Raw genomic sequence first — 18,722 nt, forward strand, 5'->3', positions numbered from 1 at the left:
ACCTTCCTGTTACTTCCAGCCGTCGAGGAGCTTGCGGTACGCGTCGCCGGTCGCCTTGGCGGCCTTCTCCGGCGTGGTCTGGCCGGTGAGGACCTTGGTGTACTCGATGCCGAGCGGGGCGAAGAGGCTGCCGCCCTCGGGAATCCAGGGGCGCTCGACGGCGGTCTCGACGACCGGCTTGAAGAAGCCGACGATCTCGCTGTTGACGGCTTCCTTCTTGGCGTACGCGGAGGTGCGGGTCGGCAGGAGGTTCAGCTCACCGGCGGTGGTGGCCTGGGACTCCACGGACGTCATGTACTCGACGAAGGCGTAGGAGGCTTCCAGGTTCTTCGAACCGGCGTAGACGGCGAGGTTGTGGCCGCCCTGCGGGGCGCCGTGGGCGGCGGAGCCGGCCGGGACCGTGGCGATGCCCAGGTTGTCCTTGTCCGTGAACTCCTTGCCGGTCAGCGTGTCGGCGACGGCCCAGGGGCCGTTGATCATCATCGCGACGTCGCCGTTCTTGAACGCCTGCATCATGTTCTCCCAGCCGTCCGAGGCGTCCGTCTTCGCGGTGCCGTCGTCGACCAGGTCCTTGACCGCCTTGAACGCCTTGACGCCCTCGGGCCTGTCCACGGTGACGGTCTTGGTCTTGGCGTCGACCAGGTCGCCGCCCTCGCCGTACAGGAAGGAGAGGAAGAAGTACGGGTCGTCGCCGCGCAGGTAGAGGCCGGTCTTGCCGGTCTTGTCCTTGATCTTCTTGGCGGAGCTCTTCAGCTCGTCCAGGTTGGTGGGCGGCTCGACGCCCGCCTTCTCCATCAGCTTCTTGTTGTAGAAGATGCCCATGGAGTCGATGACCTGCGGGACGGCGAAGGTCTTGTCCTCGTACTTGGTGGACGCGACGGCCTGGGGCAGGAAGTCGTCCTGGTTCTTCAGGGCGGCGGTGCCGTCCAGCGGGGCCAGGTAGCCGAGCGAGGCGAAGTCGGGGGTCCAGGCGACCTCGGAGCGGATCACGTCGGGCGCGGAGCTGCCCGCCTGCGCGGCGTTCTTGAACTTGTTCTGCGCGTCGCCGAAGGGGACGCTGACGTACTTGACCTTGACCTTCGGGTGCTTCTTCTCGAAGCCGGCGGCCAGCTTCTTGAAGACCTTGTCCTCGCTGCCGACGCTCGAGGTGTCCCACCAGGTGACGGTGCCGGAGAGCTCACCCGAGCTCGAACCGCCGTCGGACTTGCCGTCACTGCCGCAGGCGGTCGCCGCGAGCGCCAGGGCCGCGACCAGGGCGGTGGCCGTTATGCCACGTCGCATCTGAACTCCTTCAACTGCCGTACCGCTCCGTCGCGGCGCCGGGTCGACGTGAACGTAACAAGGATGAAAGACGACCGAAAGACCTTGCGGAAGATTTCTGCAAGCCCTGTTGATCGTTACATTCGCGTGTCCTCAAGGTTGCCGTCAAGCCCCTTGACGGGAGCGCCGGACCCCTGGCAGAGGCAGGCCACGTACGGCATATCCGCAGTGCGACGATCCGACCGCAGACCGCATCGGGGCCCGCAAGAGCTTGCAAGAACTTTCCGGGGCGCCCGCCGCAAGGGCCTGCGGCACAGGCCCCCGGAACGGTCGCGCTCCCCCGCCCGCCGCACAGTGGGCAATCCGACACCGGCCCGGTACAGTCCACTCACATGACCGCACGGCTTGCCGATATCGCAACTCAGGCGGGGGTCAGCGAAGCGACGGTCAGCCGCGTACTGAACGGCAAGCCCGGGGTCGCGGCGACCACCCGCGAATCCGTCCTCGCGGCGCTCGACGTCCTGGGCTACGAACGCCCCGTACGGCTGCGCCGCCGCAGCGCGGGCCTGGTCGGACTGATCACCCCCGAGCTGGAGAACCCGATCTTCCCGGCGCTGGCCCAGGTCATCGGCCAGGCGCTGACCCGGCAGGGGTACACACCGGTCCTGGCCACCCAGACCCCCGGCGGCTCCACCGAGGACGAACTCACCGAAATGCTGGTGGACCGGGGCGTATCGGGCATCATCTTCGTCTCCGGGCTGCACGCCGACACCTCGGCCGATATGCAGCGCTACGAGCAACTGCGCGCCAAGGGCGTCCCCTTCGTCCTGGTGAACGGCTTCTCCGCCAAGGTGCAGGCGCCGTTCATCTCCCCCGACGACCGGGCGGCGATGCGGCTCGCGGTGACGCATCTGGTGGCGCTGGGCCACACCCGTATCGGACTGGCGGTCGGCCCCAAGCGGTTCGTGCCGGTGCTCCGCAAGATCGAGGGCTTCCACGCCACGATGCGCGAGCAGCTGGGGCTGGCCCCGGAGGAGATCGAGGAGCTGGTCCAGCACTCCCTGTACACGCTGGAGGGCGGCCAGGCCGCCGCCTCCGCCCTGATGGAGCGCGGCTGCACGGCGGTCGTCTGCGCGAGCGACATGATGGCGCTCGGGGCGATCCGGGCGGCCCGCAGGCTCTCCAGGGAAGTCCCCCGGGACCTCTCCGTGGTGGGCTACGACGACTCGCCCCTCATAGCGTTCACCGACCCGCCGCTGACCACCATCCGGCAGCCGGTGACGGCGATGGGCCAGGCCGCGGTGCGCACGCTGCTGGAGGAGATCGGCGGAACCCCGGCACCCCACAGCGAGTTCGTCTTCATGCCCGAGCTGGTGGTCCGCGGGACGACGGCCTCCGGCCCCGGAACGGCCTCAGGGTCGCACACTCATCCTTGAGACGCAGAATGTGCGACCGGAACCCGACCGGAGGATGATCGAGGGCAGGGGAATCTCTATGGAAGACTCTCTGCCTATGGGTGAAACGGACGTGACAGCACAGGAAGGCCGGTCGACGGCCGGTCCTTCACCCATCGTGGGCGAGGCGGCCCCCGAGCCGCCCGCCACCTCCCACGCCGCCGGGACATCCGGCTGGCAGGCCAGGCTCCGCTCCCTGCGGTCGCCCGGCCGCCCCCGGATCTGGTTCGAGATCCTGCTCATCGCGGTCAGTTACTGGCTGTACTCGCTCGTGCGCAACGCCGTACCCGAGCAGAAGGCCCAGGCGCTGGCCAACGCGGACTGGATCTGGTCGGCGGAGAAGTCCCTGGGCCTCGCCTTCGAGGAAACGGTCAATCACGCGGTCAATTCCGTGACGTGGCTGATCGTGTCGATGAACTACTACTACGCGACGCTGCACTTCGTCGTGACCATCGGCGTCCTCGTCTGGCTGTTCCGCCGCCACCCGGGCCGTTACGCGGCGACCCGCCTCGTCCTCTTCGCGACGACGGCCGTGGCGCTGCTCGGCTACTACCTCTACCCGCTGGCCCCGCCCCGGCTGATGAACGGCGCGAACTTCATCGACACCGTGCTCGTGCACGAGACCTGGGGCTCGATGGCCTCGGGCAACTTCAAGAACATGTCGAACCAGTACGCGGCGATGCCGTCGATGCACATCGGCTGGTCCCTCTGGTGCGGCCTGACGATCTTCGCCCTGGCCTCGGCGCCCTGGGCCCGCATCCTGGGCCTGCTCTACCCGACGCTCACCCTGGTGGTCATCGTGGCCACCGCCAACCACTTCTGGCTGGACGCGGTGGGCGGCATGATCTGCCTGGCGTTCGGTTACGCGGTCTCCCGCACCTGGTACGGCTCGCTGCCGCACCACCTGCCGAAGTGGGTGCCTTCGCGGCAGGGCGGCAGACTGACGGGGGTGCGCTCGGCCCGGCTGCCCCGCCCGAGCCCGGAACCCGCCCCGGAGCCGGAGACGGCGGGGGCGCGGAGGTCGTAGGCGGGGCGGCTGATTCCCGGACCGGGTCCGGCCCCACCGGCCGCCGGGGCCGGGTCCGACCGCCCGGGCCGCTTGCCGCCCCCCGGCTCCGCCCGCAGAACCTGGCCACACCCCCCGGCCGCACACAGCTCCGCAGAAGCTGGAAGGACCGCCCTCACCCCGCCCCGTAGAACCGCTCCTCCACCACCGCCCGGGCCCTCCGCGTGATCCGCCGGTAGTCGTCCAGCATGTCCCCGACGTGCCCCGGCTCGTACCCCAGGTACCGCCCCACGGCGGCCAGCTCCCGAGGGTCCGACGGGAACGTGTCACTGGACCGCCCCCGTACCAGCATCACCGCGTTCCGCACCCGGGTGGCCAGCACCCACGCCTCGTCCAGCATTTCCGCGTCCTCTGCCGGGATCAGCCCCGCCGCGCACGCCGCCGCGAGGGCCTCCCGCGTACGCGTCGTCCGCAGCCCCGGCTCCGCCCACCCGTGCTGCATCTGCATCAGCTGTACGGTCCACTCGACGTCGCTCAGCCCGCCGCGCCCCAGCTTCGCGTGGAGCGTGGGGTCCGCGCCGCGCGGCATTCGCTCGGACTCCATCCGGGCCTTGAGCCGCCGGATCTCGCGTACGGCGTCCTCGCCGAGCCCCTCCGCCGGATACCGCAGCGGGTCGACAAGGCCGATGAAGTCGCGCCCCAGCTCCTCGTCGCCCGCCATCGGTTCGGCCCGCAGCAGCGCCTGGCTCTCCCAGACCAGCGACCAGCGCCGGTAGTACGCCTCGTACGACTTCAGGGTGCGGACCAGCGGCCCGGTCTTGCCCTCGGGCCGCAGGTCGGCGTCGATGAGCAGCGGCGGATCGGCGGTCGGCAGTTGCAGCAGCCGCCGCATCTCCCCCACGACGGCGTTGGCCGCTCTGCTCGCCTCCTCGTCGCTCACGCCCTCGCGCGGCCGGTGCACGAAGAGGACGTCGGCGTCGGAGCCGTAACTCAGCTCCTGCCCCCCGAAGCGGCCCATGCCGATGACCGCGAACCGGGTCGGCAGGGTGTCGCCCCACCGCTCACGTACGGCGGCCCGCAGCGCGCCCGCGATGGTGACGGCGTTGAGGTCGGTGACGGCGGAGCCGACACGGTCGACGAGGGCCCCGTGGTCCTGCTCGGCCGGGCTGTCCTCGGTGCCGTACGAGCCGATGATGTCGGCGGCGGCCGTACGGAACAGCTCCCGCCGCCGCACCCCGCGCACCACCGCGACCGCCTGCTCCGCGCCGTCCGCGCGCCCCACGGCCGCGATCACCTCCTGCTCCAGGTGCTCCCGGGTGCGGGGCCTCAGCCCCTCCGGGTCGCCGAGGATCGCCACCGCCTCCGGGGCGCGCAGCAGCAGGTCGGGGGCGAGGCGGCCGGCGGAGAGGACCCGGGCGAGGTTCTCCGCCGCCGCCCCCTCGTCGCGCAGGAGCCGCAGGTACCACGGGGTCTTGCCGAGCGCGTCGGACACCTTGCGGAAGCCGAGGAGCCCGGCGTCCGGGTCGGCGGAGTCCGCGAACCAGCCGAGCAGCACCGGCAGCAGCGTCCGCTGGATCGCCGCCTTGCGGGAGACCCCGGAGGAGAGGGCCTCCAGGTGGCGCAGGGCGGCGGCCGGGTCCGCGTACCCGAGGGCCTCCAGCCGGATCGCGGCGGCCTTGGCGCTGAGCCGGGACTCGGCGGGGGCCAGCTGGGCGACGGCGTCCAGCAGCGGCCGGTAGAAGATCTTCTCGTGCAGCCGCCGTACGACGGAGGCGTGCCGCCGCCACGCCTTGTTCAGCTCGGCGACCGGGTCGGTCCGCATCCCGAGCGACCGCCCGAGCCGCCGCAGGTCCGCCTCGTCCTCGGGGACCAGGTGGGTGCGGCGCAGCCGGTAGAGCTGGATGCGGTGCTCCATGGAGCGCAGGAAGCGGTACGCCTCGTCCAGCTGGGCGGCGTCCGCGCGCCCCACGTACCCGCCGTCGGCGAGCGCCCGCAGGGCCTCCAGCGTGGTCCCGCTGCGCAGCGAACCGTCGCTGCGCCCGTGCACCAACTGGAGCAGCTGCACGGCGAACTCGACGTCCCGCAGCCCGCCGGGCCCGAGCTTGAGCTCCCGCTCGATCCGGTCGGCGGGGATGTTGTCGACGACGCGGCGGCGCATCTTCTGCACGTCGGGGACGAAGTTCTCCCGGTCGGCGGCCTGCCAGACGAGCGGGGAGACGGCGTCGACGTACTCGGCGCCGAGCTCCGGGTCCCCGGCGACCGCGCGCGCCTTCAACAGCGCCTGGAACTCCCAGGTCTTGGCCCACCGCTGGTAGTAGGCGAGGTGGGAGCTGAGCGTGCGGACGAGCGGCCCGTTGCGGCCCTCGGGCCGGAGGTTGGCGTCGACCTCCCAGATCGTGCCCTCGACGGTGGTCTCGGAGCAGATCCGCATCATGTGGGCGGCCAGCCGGGTGGCGGCCTGCATGGCCTTGTGCTCCTCGGCCCCGTCGCGCGCCTCCGCCACGAAGATGACGTCGACGTCGGAGACGTAGTTCAGCTCCTGGCCGCCGCACTTGCCCATCGCGACGACGGCGAGCCGGCACTGCGCCGCGTCCTCGGGGGCCGCCGTCCGGGCGATGGCGAGGGCGGCGCGGAGGGTGGCGGTGGCGAGGTCGGCCAGTTCGGCGGCGGTCTGGGCGAGGCCGGTGGTCCCGCAGACGTCCCGGGCGGCCAGGGTGAGCAGGCAGCGGCGGTAGGCGACGCGCAGCGAGTCCGGGTCGACGGCCTCGGCGAGCCCGCGCTCGAACTCGGCGACCCCCGGGTGCAGGTCGACCGCCTCGTACGTGACGAGCGCCCGCCAGTCGCGCGGGTACCGGGCCAGATGGTCCCCCAGCGCCTCGGACGCGCCGAGCACCCCGAGGAGCCGGTCGCGCAGGGGCTTGGCGGTGACGAGGGTGTCGAGCAGCACCTGCCGCTCGCCCTCCTCCTCGGCCTCCACGAGGCGGACGAGGCCGCGCAGCGCCAGATCGGGGTCGGCGGTGGCGCCGAGCGCCTCCAGGAGGACGGGATCGGACCGTACGGAGGCGAGGTCGTCCAGCTCCAGCAGCCGTTCGGCGGCGGACGGGTCGATGAATCCGTGCCGCAGCAGCCTGGTGAACGTACTGCTTCTACGCCCCGGCACCGTCGTCATCGCACCCTCTCCCGCCGCCCGATCCGATCTCCACCGAGCCTAGTCCCGCCCGGCCGGATTCGGGACGCGGCCATGGCCCGCCCGGGGCCCGCGCCCCCGCCGTACCGATGACGACGGTGGCGTACAGCTCCTCGCACACCACGACCCGCGGGCTCAGCCCGGCGCCCCGCAGGACCTCCACCGCCGCGCCCCGCTGCCGCTCACTCGCCTCCACGAGCAGGCTGCCGCCGGGCGCGAGCCACCGGGGCGCGTCCGCGGCGACGCGCCGCATGACATCGAGCCCGTCCCCGCCCCCGTCCAGGGCGACGCGCGGCTCATGGACCCGGGCCTCGGCGGGGAGCAGTTCCACATCGGCGCTCGGCACGTACGGCACATTGGCGAGCAGCACATCGACCCGCCCGAGCAGCCGCTCCGGCAGAGGCGCGAAGAGATCGCCCTCGTGGACCTGCCCGAGGCCACCGACGTTCCGCCGGGCACACCGTACGGCGGCGGGTTCGACGTCACAGGCGTGCAGCTCGACCCGGTCCAGCGCGGCGGCGAGGGCGAGACCGAGAGCACCCGAACCGCAGCAGAGGTCGACGACGACAGCCGGTTCCGGGGCGAGCGCGACGGCCTGCCGCACGAGGAACTCCGTACGCCGACGCGGCACGAAGACCCCGGCATCCACGGCGAGCCGCCGCCCGCAGAACTCGGCCCAGCCCAGGACGTGTTCGAGCGGCAGCCCGGCGGCGCGGCGCCCGACGAGCAGGGAGAGCTGATCCGGGGAGGCGGCGGCTTCGTGGAGCAGCGCGGCCTCGTCCTCGGCGAAGACGCACCCGGCGCGGCGCAGGATGTCAGCGGTGCGGGAAAGGGAGTGAACCGACATACGGGGAGAAGCCTTTCGGGAATTCCGATGGGCGCTCCGCGATCCGCTCGCTACCGGTGACCTCGGCGGTACACCGGTCGTCCGACGCGACCGTACGGGGTGAGCACCCAGCCTGATCCAGCGGTAATGGGTCTCACCTCCTCGGTCGGGCCCCATGCCGGGGCGGTCCCGCTTGCGGGGGTGGTAACAGTACAACAGGGCGGGGTGCGGCACTGGGCGGCCGAGCCCGCTGGGAGCAGCCGAGCCGACACGCCGAACGCACCCGACGGGACGGAAAGCCGCTTGAGCGGGCCGGGTCAACGCGTGCGTCTCAGTGGGTGCCGGTCAACGCGTGCGTCTCAGTCATGAAGAACTACCCGTCACAGTTCAAGGCGGACGCGTCCGTGAGCTGGAGGAGGAACGCGAGATCCTGCGCAGAGCGGCGAGGTATTTCGCCGGGGAGACACGCCGGTGAACCGCTTCCGGTGTGTCGCCGACCTTCAGCGCCGCTACGGCGTGAAGCGGCTCTGCAGCATCCTCGGCGTCAGCCGCCCGAGCTTCTCCTACCGGCGCCGGACGGCTGCCGACCGGGCCGCCCGGCAGGTGGCCGACGCCTGCCTGGCCGTCCGGATACGGGCGGTGCACCAGGAATCGGACGCCACCTACGGGGCCCCGAGGATCACCGCCGAGCTCCGCGAGGAGAACGGTGAGGCGGTCAACCACGAGCGGGGCGCCAGGATCATGCGAGCGGCGGGGATCGAAGGAGTCCGGTTGCGTCGCCGGCACCGCACCACCGTCTCCGACCCGGCCGTGGCCAAGGCCCCGGACCTGATCGGCCGCGACCTCACCGCCACGGCCCCCAACACGAAGTACGTCGGCGACAACACCTACCTGCCCATCGAGGGCGGGAAGTTCTGCTGCCTGGCGACCGTTGTCGACCTCGCCTCGCGCCGTCTGGTCGGCTGGGCCATCGCCGACCACATGCGCACGGACCTCGTCACCGACGCACTGAACACGGTGCCCGGGGTCCTGATCCCCGAAAGCAAGCTCATCATCCTCAGCGACGGCGTGGACGACACCGTCCCGGAAGAGCGGATTCAGGAGCTGGCGATCGCTCACGCCGACGATCCGCAGCGCCTGGCCGACGAGGTGGCGGCAGCTGCCGGGCTCAACGAGGCCGAATACCGCGACGATGCGACCGTTGCCGTCGTGCTGCGCCTCACGGCCCGCACCGCTCTGTTCCCGAGCGAAAGCGAAGAGGCTGACTGGTCCAGCTCTTCCTGACACCTCGCACCGGCTCTCGGATGCCCCCTCGGCCGTGCTGCCCCCGACCGGACCGACAACGAGAACGAGAACGAACGAAGTCGTCACGCGTTCGAGCAGCCAACCACACTGATCTCAGCCACATCCCGGAGAGGAGCACCTTCATGTCCCCGTAAATTCATCGCGTTGGAGTGCGAAAAGGCGCAGGGTTACATCACGGCCGGTGGCGCCTTTAAGTTGGCGTACCCGAAATCAGGAACCGGCACTCAATACGGCGTGTTCGCGTGACGGCCGAATATCAGTGCCCCGTCGCGTGAACCCGTTGACCCCAGATGAACAACGGTCTACCGTCCTCTCCGTCACAAGGGTCAGACGGTCCCAAGCCTCATTCCCGGAGCACTGTAAGCATTGCGAGAAGGCCACGGTCCCAGCGCGGGCGAGGTCGCGGAGCGCCACCTGATGAACCCCTCGGCCCTGGGTCTGCGTAGCGCCGGCGACCCGATCGCCCTGCGGACCTGTGGGTGGCCGTTGCCGCCGCAGCCCGCGAGCGGCTCGCCCGTCCCGGTATCCCTCATCACCCAGGCCGGATACCACCTGCCGGTCCTCTGGCCCTGGGCTGCTGCCCGGCCGCACTGAAAGGGAATGGAATCCATGGACGAACTCTCAGATCCAGCTCTGCAGACAGGGCTGGAACGTCAACTCGGGCATGCTGCTCCCTTCAGCGAGAAGGAACTGAGCAGGGTAGAGGACCTGCATGTCCGGCATGCCCGGAGCCTCTTCGGATTGGACCGGTGCAGCAATCTGCAGGTGCTCACCGCAGTGGGGTGCGACGCCGCCATTGACCTGGCCGATGTGATCAGGATCGAAAGTTTGAGAAGTCTGAACGTGAGGGACAGCGGCCTCAACACCCTCGACGCCCTGGCTGACAGGCCCTGGACCACGGCTCTCAGCTGCTACACACCCAGGAACCGCATCACCGACGTTGCGTCTCTGACCCGGGTCCCCCGGCTGCAGAACGTGGACCTGACAGGCAACCCCCTGTCCGAGCACTCGTACAGGACCGTCGTCCCGGCTCTCCGGGAGCAGGGCACGCGCGTCCTGCTGTCCGGCGAGCTCGAATGGAAGGTCACACGCCACCTTCACGAGCAAGGCATTCCGGTCTCCTGCTACAGGAAGAAGGAGACATTTACTCTATGCCTCCCGGGGCTGGAACTCACCGAATTCCCCGATTTCGGGCACGTGAAGATCCCGGAGAAGGAGGTGGAATCGCTTCTTAGCGGAAACCCTGAGAGGGCATTTCACTTCTTTCCCGACGTATTCGAGTCAGGTCCAGGAAGTGCACACAAAGGCCCGTGACCTGCTTTATCAGGCCCATGCGCTGGTCCATGCAGGGCCGGGCCCTGGCCTTCGCCGCGGACCGGCCGCCGATACGGTCCTGCGCCGGCTCGCCCACCGCGGCACCCGCCACCGGTTCGAGACCGACCCTGCCAGCACCCAGCGGGAGATCGACCTCTACCAGGAGGCGCCCCCTCACCCGGAGGCCCTCGGCTACCGCATCCTGGCCGTCGACGCCACCGGTCTCACCCCTTCGGAGGTCGCTGCCACGATCGCCGACGCCCTGCCCTCCCGACCCGCTACCGTCATCGACCCCACCGCCCCCGCACGATCAGAGAGCACATGAGCCTCCCCGTGAAACCGATCATCGACGGCCACGTCATCGTCCGCGACGGGCAGAAGCTGCGGCTGTCCCAGCGCGGCGGTCCCTACGGACACGGGCAGTGGCACGCCCCCTCGGGGAAGCTCGACCCGCAGGAGAAGCCCGCCGTCGGAGCCGCGCGCGAACTCAAGGAGGAGACCGCCCTCGACGTCGATCCGGACTCACTCACCCTGCTCCACACCGTCATCCACCACCAGGGCGACGGCACCCCCGACCGGATCGGCTTCTTCTACGAGGCCACCGAGTTCTCAGGCGACCCGGTGACCCGGGAGCCGGACAAGTGCCTGGCCCTGGAGTGGTTCGCCGAGCACGACCTCCCCGACGAGCTCATCCCGTACCCGGCCGCCGGGCTCCACGGCAGCCTCACCGGCCCCGGCGGCCTGACCTACCACAACTGGCCCACCGGCTGAGGGCTTCACCCGGCCCCGCCCCACCGGCCTCCAGCACGATCCGCCCTCGTGCCCTTCAAGCCGAGCGATCGTGCAGACCCGCCGGTCACCGCCGTGCGCGCAGAGCGACACGGCGGTGCGCGTCATGCCCCAGCACATCCGCGCCTGTGCGCCGCTGCGCGCGGCCGAACGGAGGCTGCCCATGCCAAGCACCACCACCGCCCGCTCCGAGGAGGGTTCCCTCGGTGTCCGAGCCCGCACCCACTCCCCCACCCGGCCCGCACCGCTGACGAGGCGCCCATGATCGGGGGCGGCGGGAAGACACCCGCACTGACGTCTCCGTCTGCCAGCGAGGAGTTGCTCTTCGGTGGCGAGCTCGCTTACGACGTGTTCGACAAGCACGACGGGGCGTTCCTGAAGCTGGGGCTGTGGCAGATGGCCCGGCAGTTCCCGAAGCTGATCGCGATCGGCGTGCGCCTGGCCCACATGGCCGACCCAGGCCGGTTACGGACCGTCGGGCTGGCAGAGCTGGGCCGCGGAATCACCCAGGCGCTCGGCCTGGTCGCGGTCAACGGTGTGCTGGGTCACCTCCTCGCAGGCGGGAGCACCAACGAGCGGCTCCAGGCCGCGCTGCCCGCCCTGACGGTGGTCGCGGTGACGGCGCTGGCCGGTTCGCTGCTTCGGTCGGCGTCAACGGCGGCGGCCGGGACGCTGGAGCCCAAGGTGCAGCGGGTGGCGACCGAGCGGTACCTCGCTCTGGTGCACCGGGTGGAGCTGTCGGCGATCGAGGACGACGAGTTCCACCGGCTCCTGGACGGGGCCCGGTTCGGGGCCGACTCCGCCCGCCGGATGATCGGCTACTGCACCAGCGCGTTGAACAGCCTGATCTCCCTGGTCGCGGCCGCCGGTGTCCTGGCCGTCCTGCACCCCGTGCTGCTGCCGTTGCTGGTGCTGATGACCGTGCCCAGCGCCTGGGGGTCTCTGACCGTCTCCAAGCAGCGCTACATCAGCTTCCACGCCTTCGTCCAGCATCACCGGGCCAGTCACCTGCTGGCACAGATGCTCATCCAGCAGGAGGCGGCCGCCGAGGTCCGCGTCCACGAAGTCGGCGGCTTCCTGCTCACGCACTACCGGAGCATGTCCCAGACCAGCGAGCGGGAGCAGACCCGCCTGGCCCGCAACGCCGCCCGCACCGGGCTGGTCTCCGACGCCGGCGGCGGGGCAGCCACCCTGCTCACCTACGGGGCGCTCGGGCTGCTGCTGTGGAGCGGGTCGATGGACCTCGCCGTGGCGGGCACCGCGGTCCTGGCGATCCGTACGGGATCTTCCAGTCTCGAATCGATGGTCGGGCAGGTCACCGAGCTCTACGGGGAGAGTCTGTTCGTCGCCGACTACGAGCGCCTCTGTACCGAGGCCGCCGTACGGGCCATCCCCTCCGGCGGAGAGAACCTCCCCGAACAACTGGACGAAGTGCGCTTCGAGAACGTGACGTTCACCTACCCCGCGAGCAAGGGCGAGTCGCCCGGGCCGACGCTCCGTGACGTCAGTCTCACCTTCCCCATGGGCAAGATCATCGCCCTGGTGGGAGAGAACGGGTCGGGCAAGTCCACCCTCATCAAGCTCCTCTCGGGCCTCTACCTCCCCGACGAGGGCAAGGGCACCATCTGGTGGAACACGGTCGATGCCGCCCGGGCAGACCGGGCGCAGATCTTCAGCCGCGTCGCGCTGATGTCCCAGGCTTTCTACCAGTGGCCCTTCACCTTCCGCGTCAACGTCGGTATCGGCCGCCCCGGACAACCCATCGACGACGACGCTGTGCGCACCGCCGCCGCGGATTCCGGGGCCGACACCGTGCTGGCGAAGCTGCCCCACGGGCTGCGCACCCTGCTCGCCCGAGGCTACCGGCGCGGCCACCAGATCTCCGGCGGGCAGTGGCAGCGCGTCGGGATCGCCCGGGCCCGCTACCGGCAGGGCGAGATCCTCATCGTCGACGAGCCGACCAGCGCACTCGACGCGGTCGCCGAGCAGCGGGCCTTCGACCAGATCCAGGCCCTGGCCGCGACCGGCCAGACCGTCGTCCTGATCACCCACCGCCTGCACTCCGTACGGCACGCCGACCTGATCCACGTCCTGAAAGACGGCCAGGTCGCCGAGTCCGGAACGTTCGACGAGCTCATGCACCCGGACACCGGCAACGGCACCTTCCGCAAGCCGTACCTGCTGCAGTCCCATGCCTACGGCCTGCCCGCCCAACGCGACACCGACGCCGCCGCTCCCGAGACCGCTTGAGCACCGGCTCCTCCCCACCCACCTCTCTTCGAGCTCGCAGAACGAAGCACCCATAAGCCAAACCTCTGCCGCCCGCCCGAACCCCGGGGCCGCGAACACCACGGTCCTCAACGTCGTCGGGGTCCATGTCGTCGGGGTCCATCTCTTGTATTGCCCCGGGCGACGGCCCGTACGGCGAGGTGTCCGCCGAACTCCAGGGTGAAGGAGCGAACCAGGGATTCGGTCCCGGCCTTGGCCGCGTCGTAGCCGACGAGGTAGCGGTGGGCCCTCCTCGCGCCGACGGAGCGGAGCAGTACGGCGGCCGCAGACACTCCGCCCGACGGGTGGCCAGGGCGAAGGCGCGCAGCACGGTAAACACCTGAGCGATGCGCCGGACCGCGTGGCCGGCCTTCAGGTCGGGGCCGTGGCGGGAGGTGGGGACGGGCACCAGAAGGACCCGGCCGCCTCCGCGTTCGGCCTCGCACACTGCGTCGATGAGGCGGGGTGGGTGGCCAGGGGGCCGGGGTGGGTCCGGGCCGCGCCCGCCCCGGCCTGCCCCGGTCAGGCCCGGATGACCAGGCCCTCACGCGAGGCCCCGGGCTCAGAAGCGATGCGGGTCGACCTCGATCTCGTACGCGATCTCCCAGCGGATGTCCGGGATGATGATGTCGGCGGTCTCCACCGGGCGGCCCTCGGCGTCGAAGTACGTACGCTCCAGCAGGGTGACCGGGTCGCCCACGGAGATGCCGAGGAAGTGGGCCTGCTCGCGGGTGGCGCGGGCCGGGCGTGGCGTCTCGATGGCGGTGGAGATGTGCACGTCGATGGAGCGCATCCGCTCGACGACGCCGATCTTGCCCCGCGGCCCCATCTCGGGAAGCAGGATGGGCGTGCCGCCGGTGACGGCCATCGGTTCCCAGCTCCGGGCGAGCTGGACGGGCTGCCCGTCGGCGAGGAACTCGTAGTCGGTCATGACGCAGAGGTCGCCGGGCTCGATCGCCAGGCGTTCGGCGATGTCCTCGGTGGCCGGGACCCGCGCCCGGCTGTTGCACTCCCAGGTGCCCTCGGAGCCCTGGTCCCGCATCTTGGAGCGGAACGGGGAGCCTTCGCGGAGGCGTGAGCGGACCATCCTGCGGCGCTCGCGGGGCTTGCGGACGTACGTGCCCGATCCGGCGCGGCCTTCGAGGAGGCCCTCGACGATCAGGCACTCCACCGCCCGCTGGGCCACGGACGGGCCGACGTCGTACTCCTCGGCGAACCGGGCGCGGGACGGCAGCTTGTCGCCGACTGCCCATTCACCCGCCTGAACCCGGGCGCGGATCTTGGCGGCCACCTGCAAGTACGGGGTATCGCGAGGCATTTCGGCGGCTCCGTGAGGGTGCGGCGTTCAGGGCTCGATATTGACAAAGCTAACCCATCAGGTTGAAGCTGAATATTCAGCATTACATGGAGTGACATCCGTTCACAGGGGAGAACTGTGCACTCAGCACAAGCGCGGGCAGCCGCACTGACCGGCATGCTCGCCGCCGCCATCGGCACCGAACCGCGCATCGCCGACACAGCGTCCGGCATCCGGATCGAGGCGGACCTCCCCACCGAACTCACCGAGACCGCCCACACGGCGGTCCTCGCCGCCCTGGCCACCGCCGACCACTTCGGCCACACCCTCACCCGCACCTCCGAATTCGTCTGGGCCGAGATCAGCAGAGAGGCGACCGTGACCACGACCGACTCACCCGACGCGGCCTACCGCGATCTGCTCGCCCATACGTCGACCTGCGGCGCGTGCCGGGAAGGCACGGTCTGCCCCACCGCGACGAAGCTCGTCCGCGCGTGGCGCGAGACCCGCGCGTAGGGGCCCTCCCGGAGCGGGAGAGCCCCTGCACACCACCCGAGAGAGATGGAGGCACCTCATGCGTCCCACCCGTCACGTCTTACCGGCACCGCCCCGGAGGCGCCGATGATCACCCTGTCCGCGACGGACGTCCGTACCTGCGAGGCATGCTGGAACACCCCGGCCACCGCCGCCCGGCACACGCCCGCCGGCCGTGATCTGCTCTGCGAGGGGTGCGCGACGGCCGAATACCCGCGCCGCGTCGACCTCTTCCCTCCGTTCGGCGTCTACGGACTGACCACCCGCAAGGTCCTGAACGACGGCAAGCACGGCAGCGGCCCGCCGAAGCTGCCGCCGGACCCGGGGCCTGCGCCGCCGTATCCGCCTCGGCCGCCGTCACCGCCGGGAACACCGCCGGTGTAGCAGGGGAGTTCGGGCCCTCGTGCCCGCGGGGACGCGCGGGCACGGGACCTCCGCCAAGGGGGACACCCCCGTGAGGACGTGGTGCTGAGCGCGGTGAGCAGCACCAGGACCGGCGCCCCTCCGCCCGTGGCGCTACCGAGGTCCGGGGCGTTCGTCCATACGGTGGCTGATGTACTGGACGAGGGCCTCGGCGACCGTCTTCCTGGCCGAGGGAGGCAGGTCCTCATAGGCGGCCGAGACCGTCATCCACTCGTTGAACGAGAAGCTTTCCCCGCTGATCAGCCAGTCCACGCAGAGGTAGTCGGAGTGCAGGCTCCGCGCCAGGCGTTCGCTGAGGTCCGCGATCTCCGCGGGGGCCTCGTATCCGGATACGTTGCCGCCCTGGCTGGCGTTCGCCAGGTATGCCCGGCCGGCGGGCTCGCGGAGCAGCGCGGCGATCACCTTGCCCTCGTGCACGTAGACACGGACATCGCCGCTGTCGGGTACGTACGGCTGCACCAGGCAGCCGAGCCCGCCGGGTGTCAGCAGATCGATCGAGGCTCCGAGGTGCTGGACCGTGTCGGCTTTCAGAACCCCGTAACCCATCGCCATGGAGCGCGGCTTGAGCACGTAGGGGCCGGGCGGCAGCTGCGTTCGTACGGCGTCGAGGGCGCGTCGGGCGTATCGGCCGAAGGGCACCGAGACGGTGGGCAGGACCGGCGCCCCCAGTGCTGCCGCGTGGTGGTACATGGCGAGCTTGTCGAGGCCGAAGACCTCCGGGTCCAGGGTTCCGTCCGTCAGCAGGACGCAGTCGGAGGCGCGGACGGTCCGGGTGATGGCCTCGATGTGCCGTTCGATGGCCGGGTCCCAGGTCCAGGAGGTGACCAGGAACCCCGCGAACCGGGCGAGCAGGTCCTCATCGCCGTGCAGGAGGCGCGGGCGGCCGTTCCAGACGGGGACCACGTCGCAGGAGTGGACGACGCGGACGTCGAAGCCCGCGGCTGTCAGCATGTCGAGGCGCTCGGACCCTCCGCGCTTCAGCTGCTTCTGCACCTCGGGGTCGTAGTTGTCCGGCGTGGTGATCCACACGATTCTCGGGCGTGCGGGGGAATCGGCTGCGGTGTTCTTCACAGGGTTTCCTTCTCGACGGGCGGTTCGGGGGCGGGCAGGACGCGCATGCCGCGCAGCGGGGAGAGCAGGAGCCAGAGAGCGGCGAGAGCCGTTCCCGCGGCCCCGGCCCACACGGCGGAACGCACGTCGTAGAACTCGGCGACGGCACCGCCCAGGAGGGCTCCCAGCGGCCTTGCGCCCCAGGCGAAGAACCTGACCGTCGCGTTCACGCGTCCCAGCAGTTCCGGCGGTACGGACCGCTGCCGGTAGCTGACCTGGGCGACGTTGTAGATGACGAGCCCCGCCGCGAACGCGAACTGGGCGCAGGCGACGAGCGCGAGCCGGGGACCGGTCTCCGCCAGACCCGCCAGCAGGGTGCACGGCGCCGCCAGGGTCACGCTCAGCACGATGACCCGGCCGTCACCGAGCCGTTCCACCAGCCGCCCCACGACGGCCGTCGCGGCGAGGCCGCCCACGCCCCCCGCGGTGAACAGCAGCCCGATCGTGAGGGCGGACGCCTCCAGTTCCTGGGCCAGCAGGACGAGGAGCATGCCGTACCCCATGCTCCAGCAGAACGTCATGGTCGTGGAGCAGGCCACGAGGGGGCGGAGCACGGTATGGCCCAGTACGTAGACGATTCCCTGGCGGATCGACCGGTCGAGGCGCTCGCGCGGCCCCCGGACGGCCTTCTCCGGTGGGCCGTCTATCCGGGCGACGGCGAGGGCGGACGCGACGTAGGAGACGCACGACACCACGATCGCCAGCGGTGCTGTGACGGCCTGGACGATCATGCCCGCCATGCCCGGTCCCGCCACCGAAGCCGTCTGGTCGACGGCGACGAGCCGGGCGTTGGCCCTGACCAGTCCGTCGCGTCCGACCAGGTGCGGCAGGTAACTCTGTTCGGAGACGTCGAAGAAGACGGTGGCCATACCCACGACGAACGCGGCCGCGCAGAGATGGACGACCGAGAGCATGTCGAGCATCCACAGCACGGGCACCGGGGCCAGAGCCGCTGCCCGGACGAGGTCGGCCACGATCATGACGGGACGCCTGCGCATCCGGTCCACCCAGACCCCGACCGGCAGTCCGATGAGGAGGAAGGCGACCGTCTGGGAGGCCGAGACCATACTGACCTGGAACGGGCTGGCCTGCAGAGTCGTCGCGGCGAGAAGCGGCATGGCGAGGTTGAGCACCACGAAGCCGGTCTGGCTCAGGGCCTGCGCGACCAGGAGCCGGCGAATGCCTGATTCCCGTCCGCTCCGACCCGCCTTGCCTGCCGCGCCCCTACGGAACTTGCTGATCTGCATAGCACCGCCAGTACTCCCCCGGCGAACCGGGCCCCGCGGACGGGGACGCTTCTGGACGCACAGAAGCTATAGGGCAACGATGGCCCCCGCAATGCTCCGGAAAGCAACCCGGAACAGACCGGGACGGCGTTGTCGCAGGTCAGCGCTGCGGAGTGAGTTCGGGGCGGTTCCGGGGCAGGGCTGCGGCGAGAGTCGGCGGAGAGTCTGCCGAGAGAATCGGCCGACGGGGCGGGCTGTTGTGCCGCATCCCGCCCCCGGGACGACCGCCGCCTTGGTGTGGGCAGACTGCGGGCGGGTCACTCCGGTTGAGCCGGGTGACCCGCCCGCTTTGCGTTCTTCGATGCGGCGAACCGCTGCTACAGCACCGGCAGCAGGTTCTTCAGCTCGAACGCCGTCACCTCGCTGCGGTACTCCTCCCACTCCTGCTTCTTGTTGCGCAGGAAGTGAATCGCTAGTTCTTCGACTTGCCACCATCTACTTGGATAACGCTGTGACCTGCGGTTGAGCTGTCAGCTGTTGTCAGTGCTGGTCATCCCTGAGTGCCCTTCCACGGCCCCGGGGCGGCCCGGGGAGGGCACGTAGCGCGCCGAGGCGTTCGAATGTGCTGATCACGAACCAACGTAGCTTCCACCACCAACCCCGTCGCTTCCGACGTATGTTGCGAACTGGTCTCTCGGACGGGGCTGGTGCTGCACGCAGGCG

At 70.5% G+C, this 18,722-nt stretch carries 13 protein-coding genes and 2 pseudogenes; 9 read left to right on the forward strand and 6 right to left on the reverse strand.

What is annotated here, in order from left to right; genetic code table 11:
- Positions 1-9: 9 nt before the first annotated feature.
- On the reverse strand, positions 10-1,281 hold the full coding sequence (locus tag B7C62_07890) for a sugar ABC transporter substrate-binding protein (protein ID ARF72203.1): 1,272 nt from the start codon (positions 1,279-1,281) through the stop codon (positions 10-12).
- Positions 1,282-1,652: 371 nt separating this feature from the next.
- Between B7C62_07890 and B7C62_07895 the strand changes: the two genes are divergently transcribed.
- Together B7C62_07895 and B7C62_07900 are read left to right on the forward strand one after the other, a co-directional pair.
- Positions 1,653-2,696, forward strand: coding sequence for a LacI family transcriptional regulator (locus tag B7C62_07895; protein ID ARF72204.1), 1,044 nt, complete (start codon positions 1,653-1,655; stop codon positions 2,694-2,696).
- 58 nt (positions 2,697-2,754) lie between these two features.
- Complete coding sequence (locus B7C62_07900; protein ARF72205.1) at positions 2,755-3,741, forward strand: hypothetical protein; 987 nt, start codon at positions 2,755-2,757, stop codon at positions 3,739-3,741.
- A 154-nt stretch (positions 3,742-3,895) separates the two neighbouring features.
- Here the strand turns inward: B7C62_07900 and B7C62_07905 are convergent, their stop codons facing one another.
- On the reverse strand, positions 3,896-6,889 hold the full coding sequence (locus B7C62_07905) for a bifunctional glutamine-synthetase adenylyltransferase/deadenyltransferase (protein ARF72206.1): 2,994 nt from the start codon (positions 6,887-6,889) through the stop codon (positions 3,896-3,898).
- A 39-nt stretch (positions 6,890-6,928) separates the two neighbouring features.
- Positions 6,929-7,754: pseudogene (locus B7C62_07910) on the reverse strand (SAM-dependent methyltransferase).
- Positions 7,755-8,204: 450 nt separating this feature from the next.
- Here B7C62_07910 and B7C62_07915 point away from each other — a divergent pair.
- The 5 genes and pseudogenes from B7C62_07915 (at position 8,205) to B7C62_07935 (ending at position 13,391) form a co-directional block, all read left to right on the forward strand.
- Positions 8,205-8,612 (forward strand): annotated as a pseudogene (locus B7C62_07915) (transposase).
- A gap of 1,167 nt (positions 8,613-9,779) precedes the next feature.
- Positions 9,780-10,352, forward strand: coding sequence for a hypothetical protein (locus tag B7C62_07920; protein ID ARF72207.1), 573 nt, complete (start codon positions 9,780-9,782; stop codon positions 10,350-10,352).
- A complete protein-coding gene (locus tag B7C62_07925; protein ARF72208.1) occupies positions 10,333-10,677 on the forward strand; it encodes a hypothetical protein in 345 nt (114 codons plus the stop codon). Before B7C62_07920 ends, B7C62_07925 begins: the two co-directional genes overlap by 20 nt.
- Positions 10,674-11,123, forward strand: a complete 450-nt coding sequence (locus tag B7C62_07930) for a DNA mismatch repair protein MutT (protein ARF72209.1) — start codon at positions 10,674-10,676, stop codon at positions 11,121-11,123. Before B7C62_07925 ends, B7C62_07930 begins: the two co-directional genes overlap by 4 nt.
- 279 nt (positions 11,124-11,402) lie before the next feature.
- Positions 11,403-13,391 carry an ABC transporter gene (locus tag B7C62_07935; protein ID ARF72210.1) on the forward strand — a complete coding sequence of 663 codons (1,989 nt, stop codon included), beginning with the start codon at positions 11,403-11,405 and terminating at the stop codon, positions 13,389-13,391.
- 580 nt (positions 13,392-13,971) lie between these two features.
- Here the strand turns inward: B7C62_07935 and B7C62_07940 are convergent.
- A complete protein-coding gene (locus B7C62_07940; GenBank protein ID ARF72211.1) occupies positions 13,972-14,727 on the reverse strand; it encodes a GntR family transcriptional regulator in 756 nt (251 codons plus the stop codon).
- Positions 14,728-14,883: 156 nt separating this feature from the next.
- Here B7C62_07940 and B7C62_07945 point away from each other — a divergent pair, with 156 nt between their 5' ends.
- On the forward strand, positions 14,884-15,222 hold the full coding sequence (locus B7C62_07945) for a hypothetical protein (GenBank protein ARF72212.1): 339 nt from the start codon (positions 14,884-14,886) through the stop codon (positions 15,220-15,222).
- Between the two features lie 105 nt (positions 15,223-15,327).
- Complete coding sequence (locus B7C62_07950; protein ID ARF72213.1) at positions 15,328-15,624, forward strand: hypothetical protein; 297 nt, start codon at positions 15,328-15,330, stop codon at positions 15,622-15,624.
- Between the two features lie 132 nt (positions 15,625-15,756).
- On the opposite strand, the gene B7C62_07955 is transcribed toward B7C62_07950, so the two are convergent.
- Together B7C62_07955 and B7C62_07960 are read right to left on the reverse strand one after the other, a co-directional pair.
- A complete protein-coding gene (locus B7C62_07955) occupies positions 15,757-16,734 on the reverse strand; it encodes a hypothetical protein (protein ARF72214.1) in 978 nt (325 codons plus the stop codon).
- Entirely contained in the window at positions 16,731-18,020 is a 1,290-nt protein-coding gene (locus B7C62_07960) for a hypothetical protein (protein ID ARF72215.1), read from the reverse strand. The genes B7C62_07955 and B7C62_07960 overlap by 4 nt, the downstream gene beginning before the upstream one ends.
- Positions 18,021-18,722: the final 702 nt, after the last annotated feature.

It is taken from the genome of Kitasatospora albolonga (assembly GCA_002082585.1).
Lineage (GTDB): Bacteria > Actinomycetota > Actinomycetes > Streptomycetales > Streptomycetaceae > Streptomyces > Streptomyces stephensoniae.

Excerpts from the sequence above, each read along its gene's own strand:
- B7C62_07890 (ARF72203.1), bottom strand. The coding sequence starts at position 1,281 with ATGCGACGTGGCATAACGGCCACCGCCCTGGTCGCGGCCCTGGCGCTC.
- B7C62_07895 (ARF72204.1), top strand. The coding sequence starts at position 1,653 with ATGACCGCACGGCTTGCCGATATCGCAACTCAGGCGGGGGTCAGCGAA.
- B7C62_07900 (ARF72205.1), top strand. The coding sequence starts at position 2,755 with ATGGAAGACTCTCTGCCTATGGGTGAAACGGACGTGACAGCACAGGAA.
- B7C62_07905 (ARF72206.1), bottom strand. The coding sequence starts at position 6,889 with ATGACGACGGTGCCGGGGCGTAGAAGCAGTACGTTCACCAGGCTGCTG.
- B7C62_07930 (ARF72209.1), top strand. The coding sequence starts at position 10,674 with ATGAGCCTCCCCGTGAAACCGATCATCGACGGCCACGTCATCGTCCGC.
- B7C62_07935 (ARF72210.1), top strand. The coding sequence starts at position 11,403 with ATGATCGGGGGCGGCGGGAAGACACCCGCACTGACGTCTCCGTCTGCC.
- B7C62_07940 (ARF72211.1), bottom strand. The coding sequence starts at position 14,727 with ATGCCTCGCGATACCCCGTACTTGCAGGTGGCCGCCAAGATCCGCGCC.
- B7C62_07945 (ARF72212.1), top strand. The coding sequence starts at position 14,884 with ATGCTCGCCGCCGCCATCGGCACCGAACCGCGCATCGCCGACACAGCG.
- B7C62_07950 (ARF72213.1), top strand. The coding sequence starts at position 15,328 with ATGATCACCCTGTCCGCGACGGACGTCCGTACCTGCGAGGCATGCTGG.
- B7C62_07960 (ARF72215.1), bottom strand. The coding sequence starts at position 18,020 with ATGCAGATCAGCAAGTTCCGTAGGGGCGCGGCAGGCAAGGCGGGTCGG.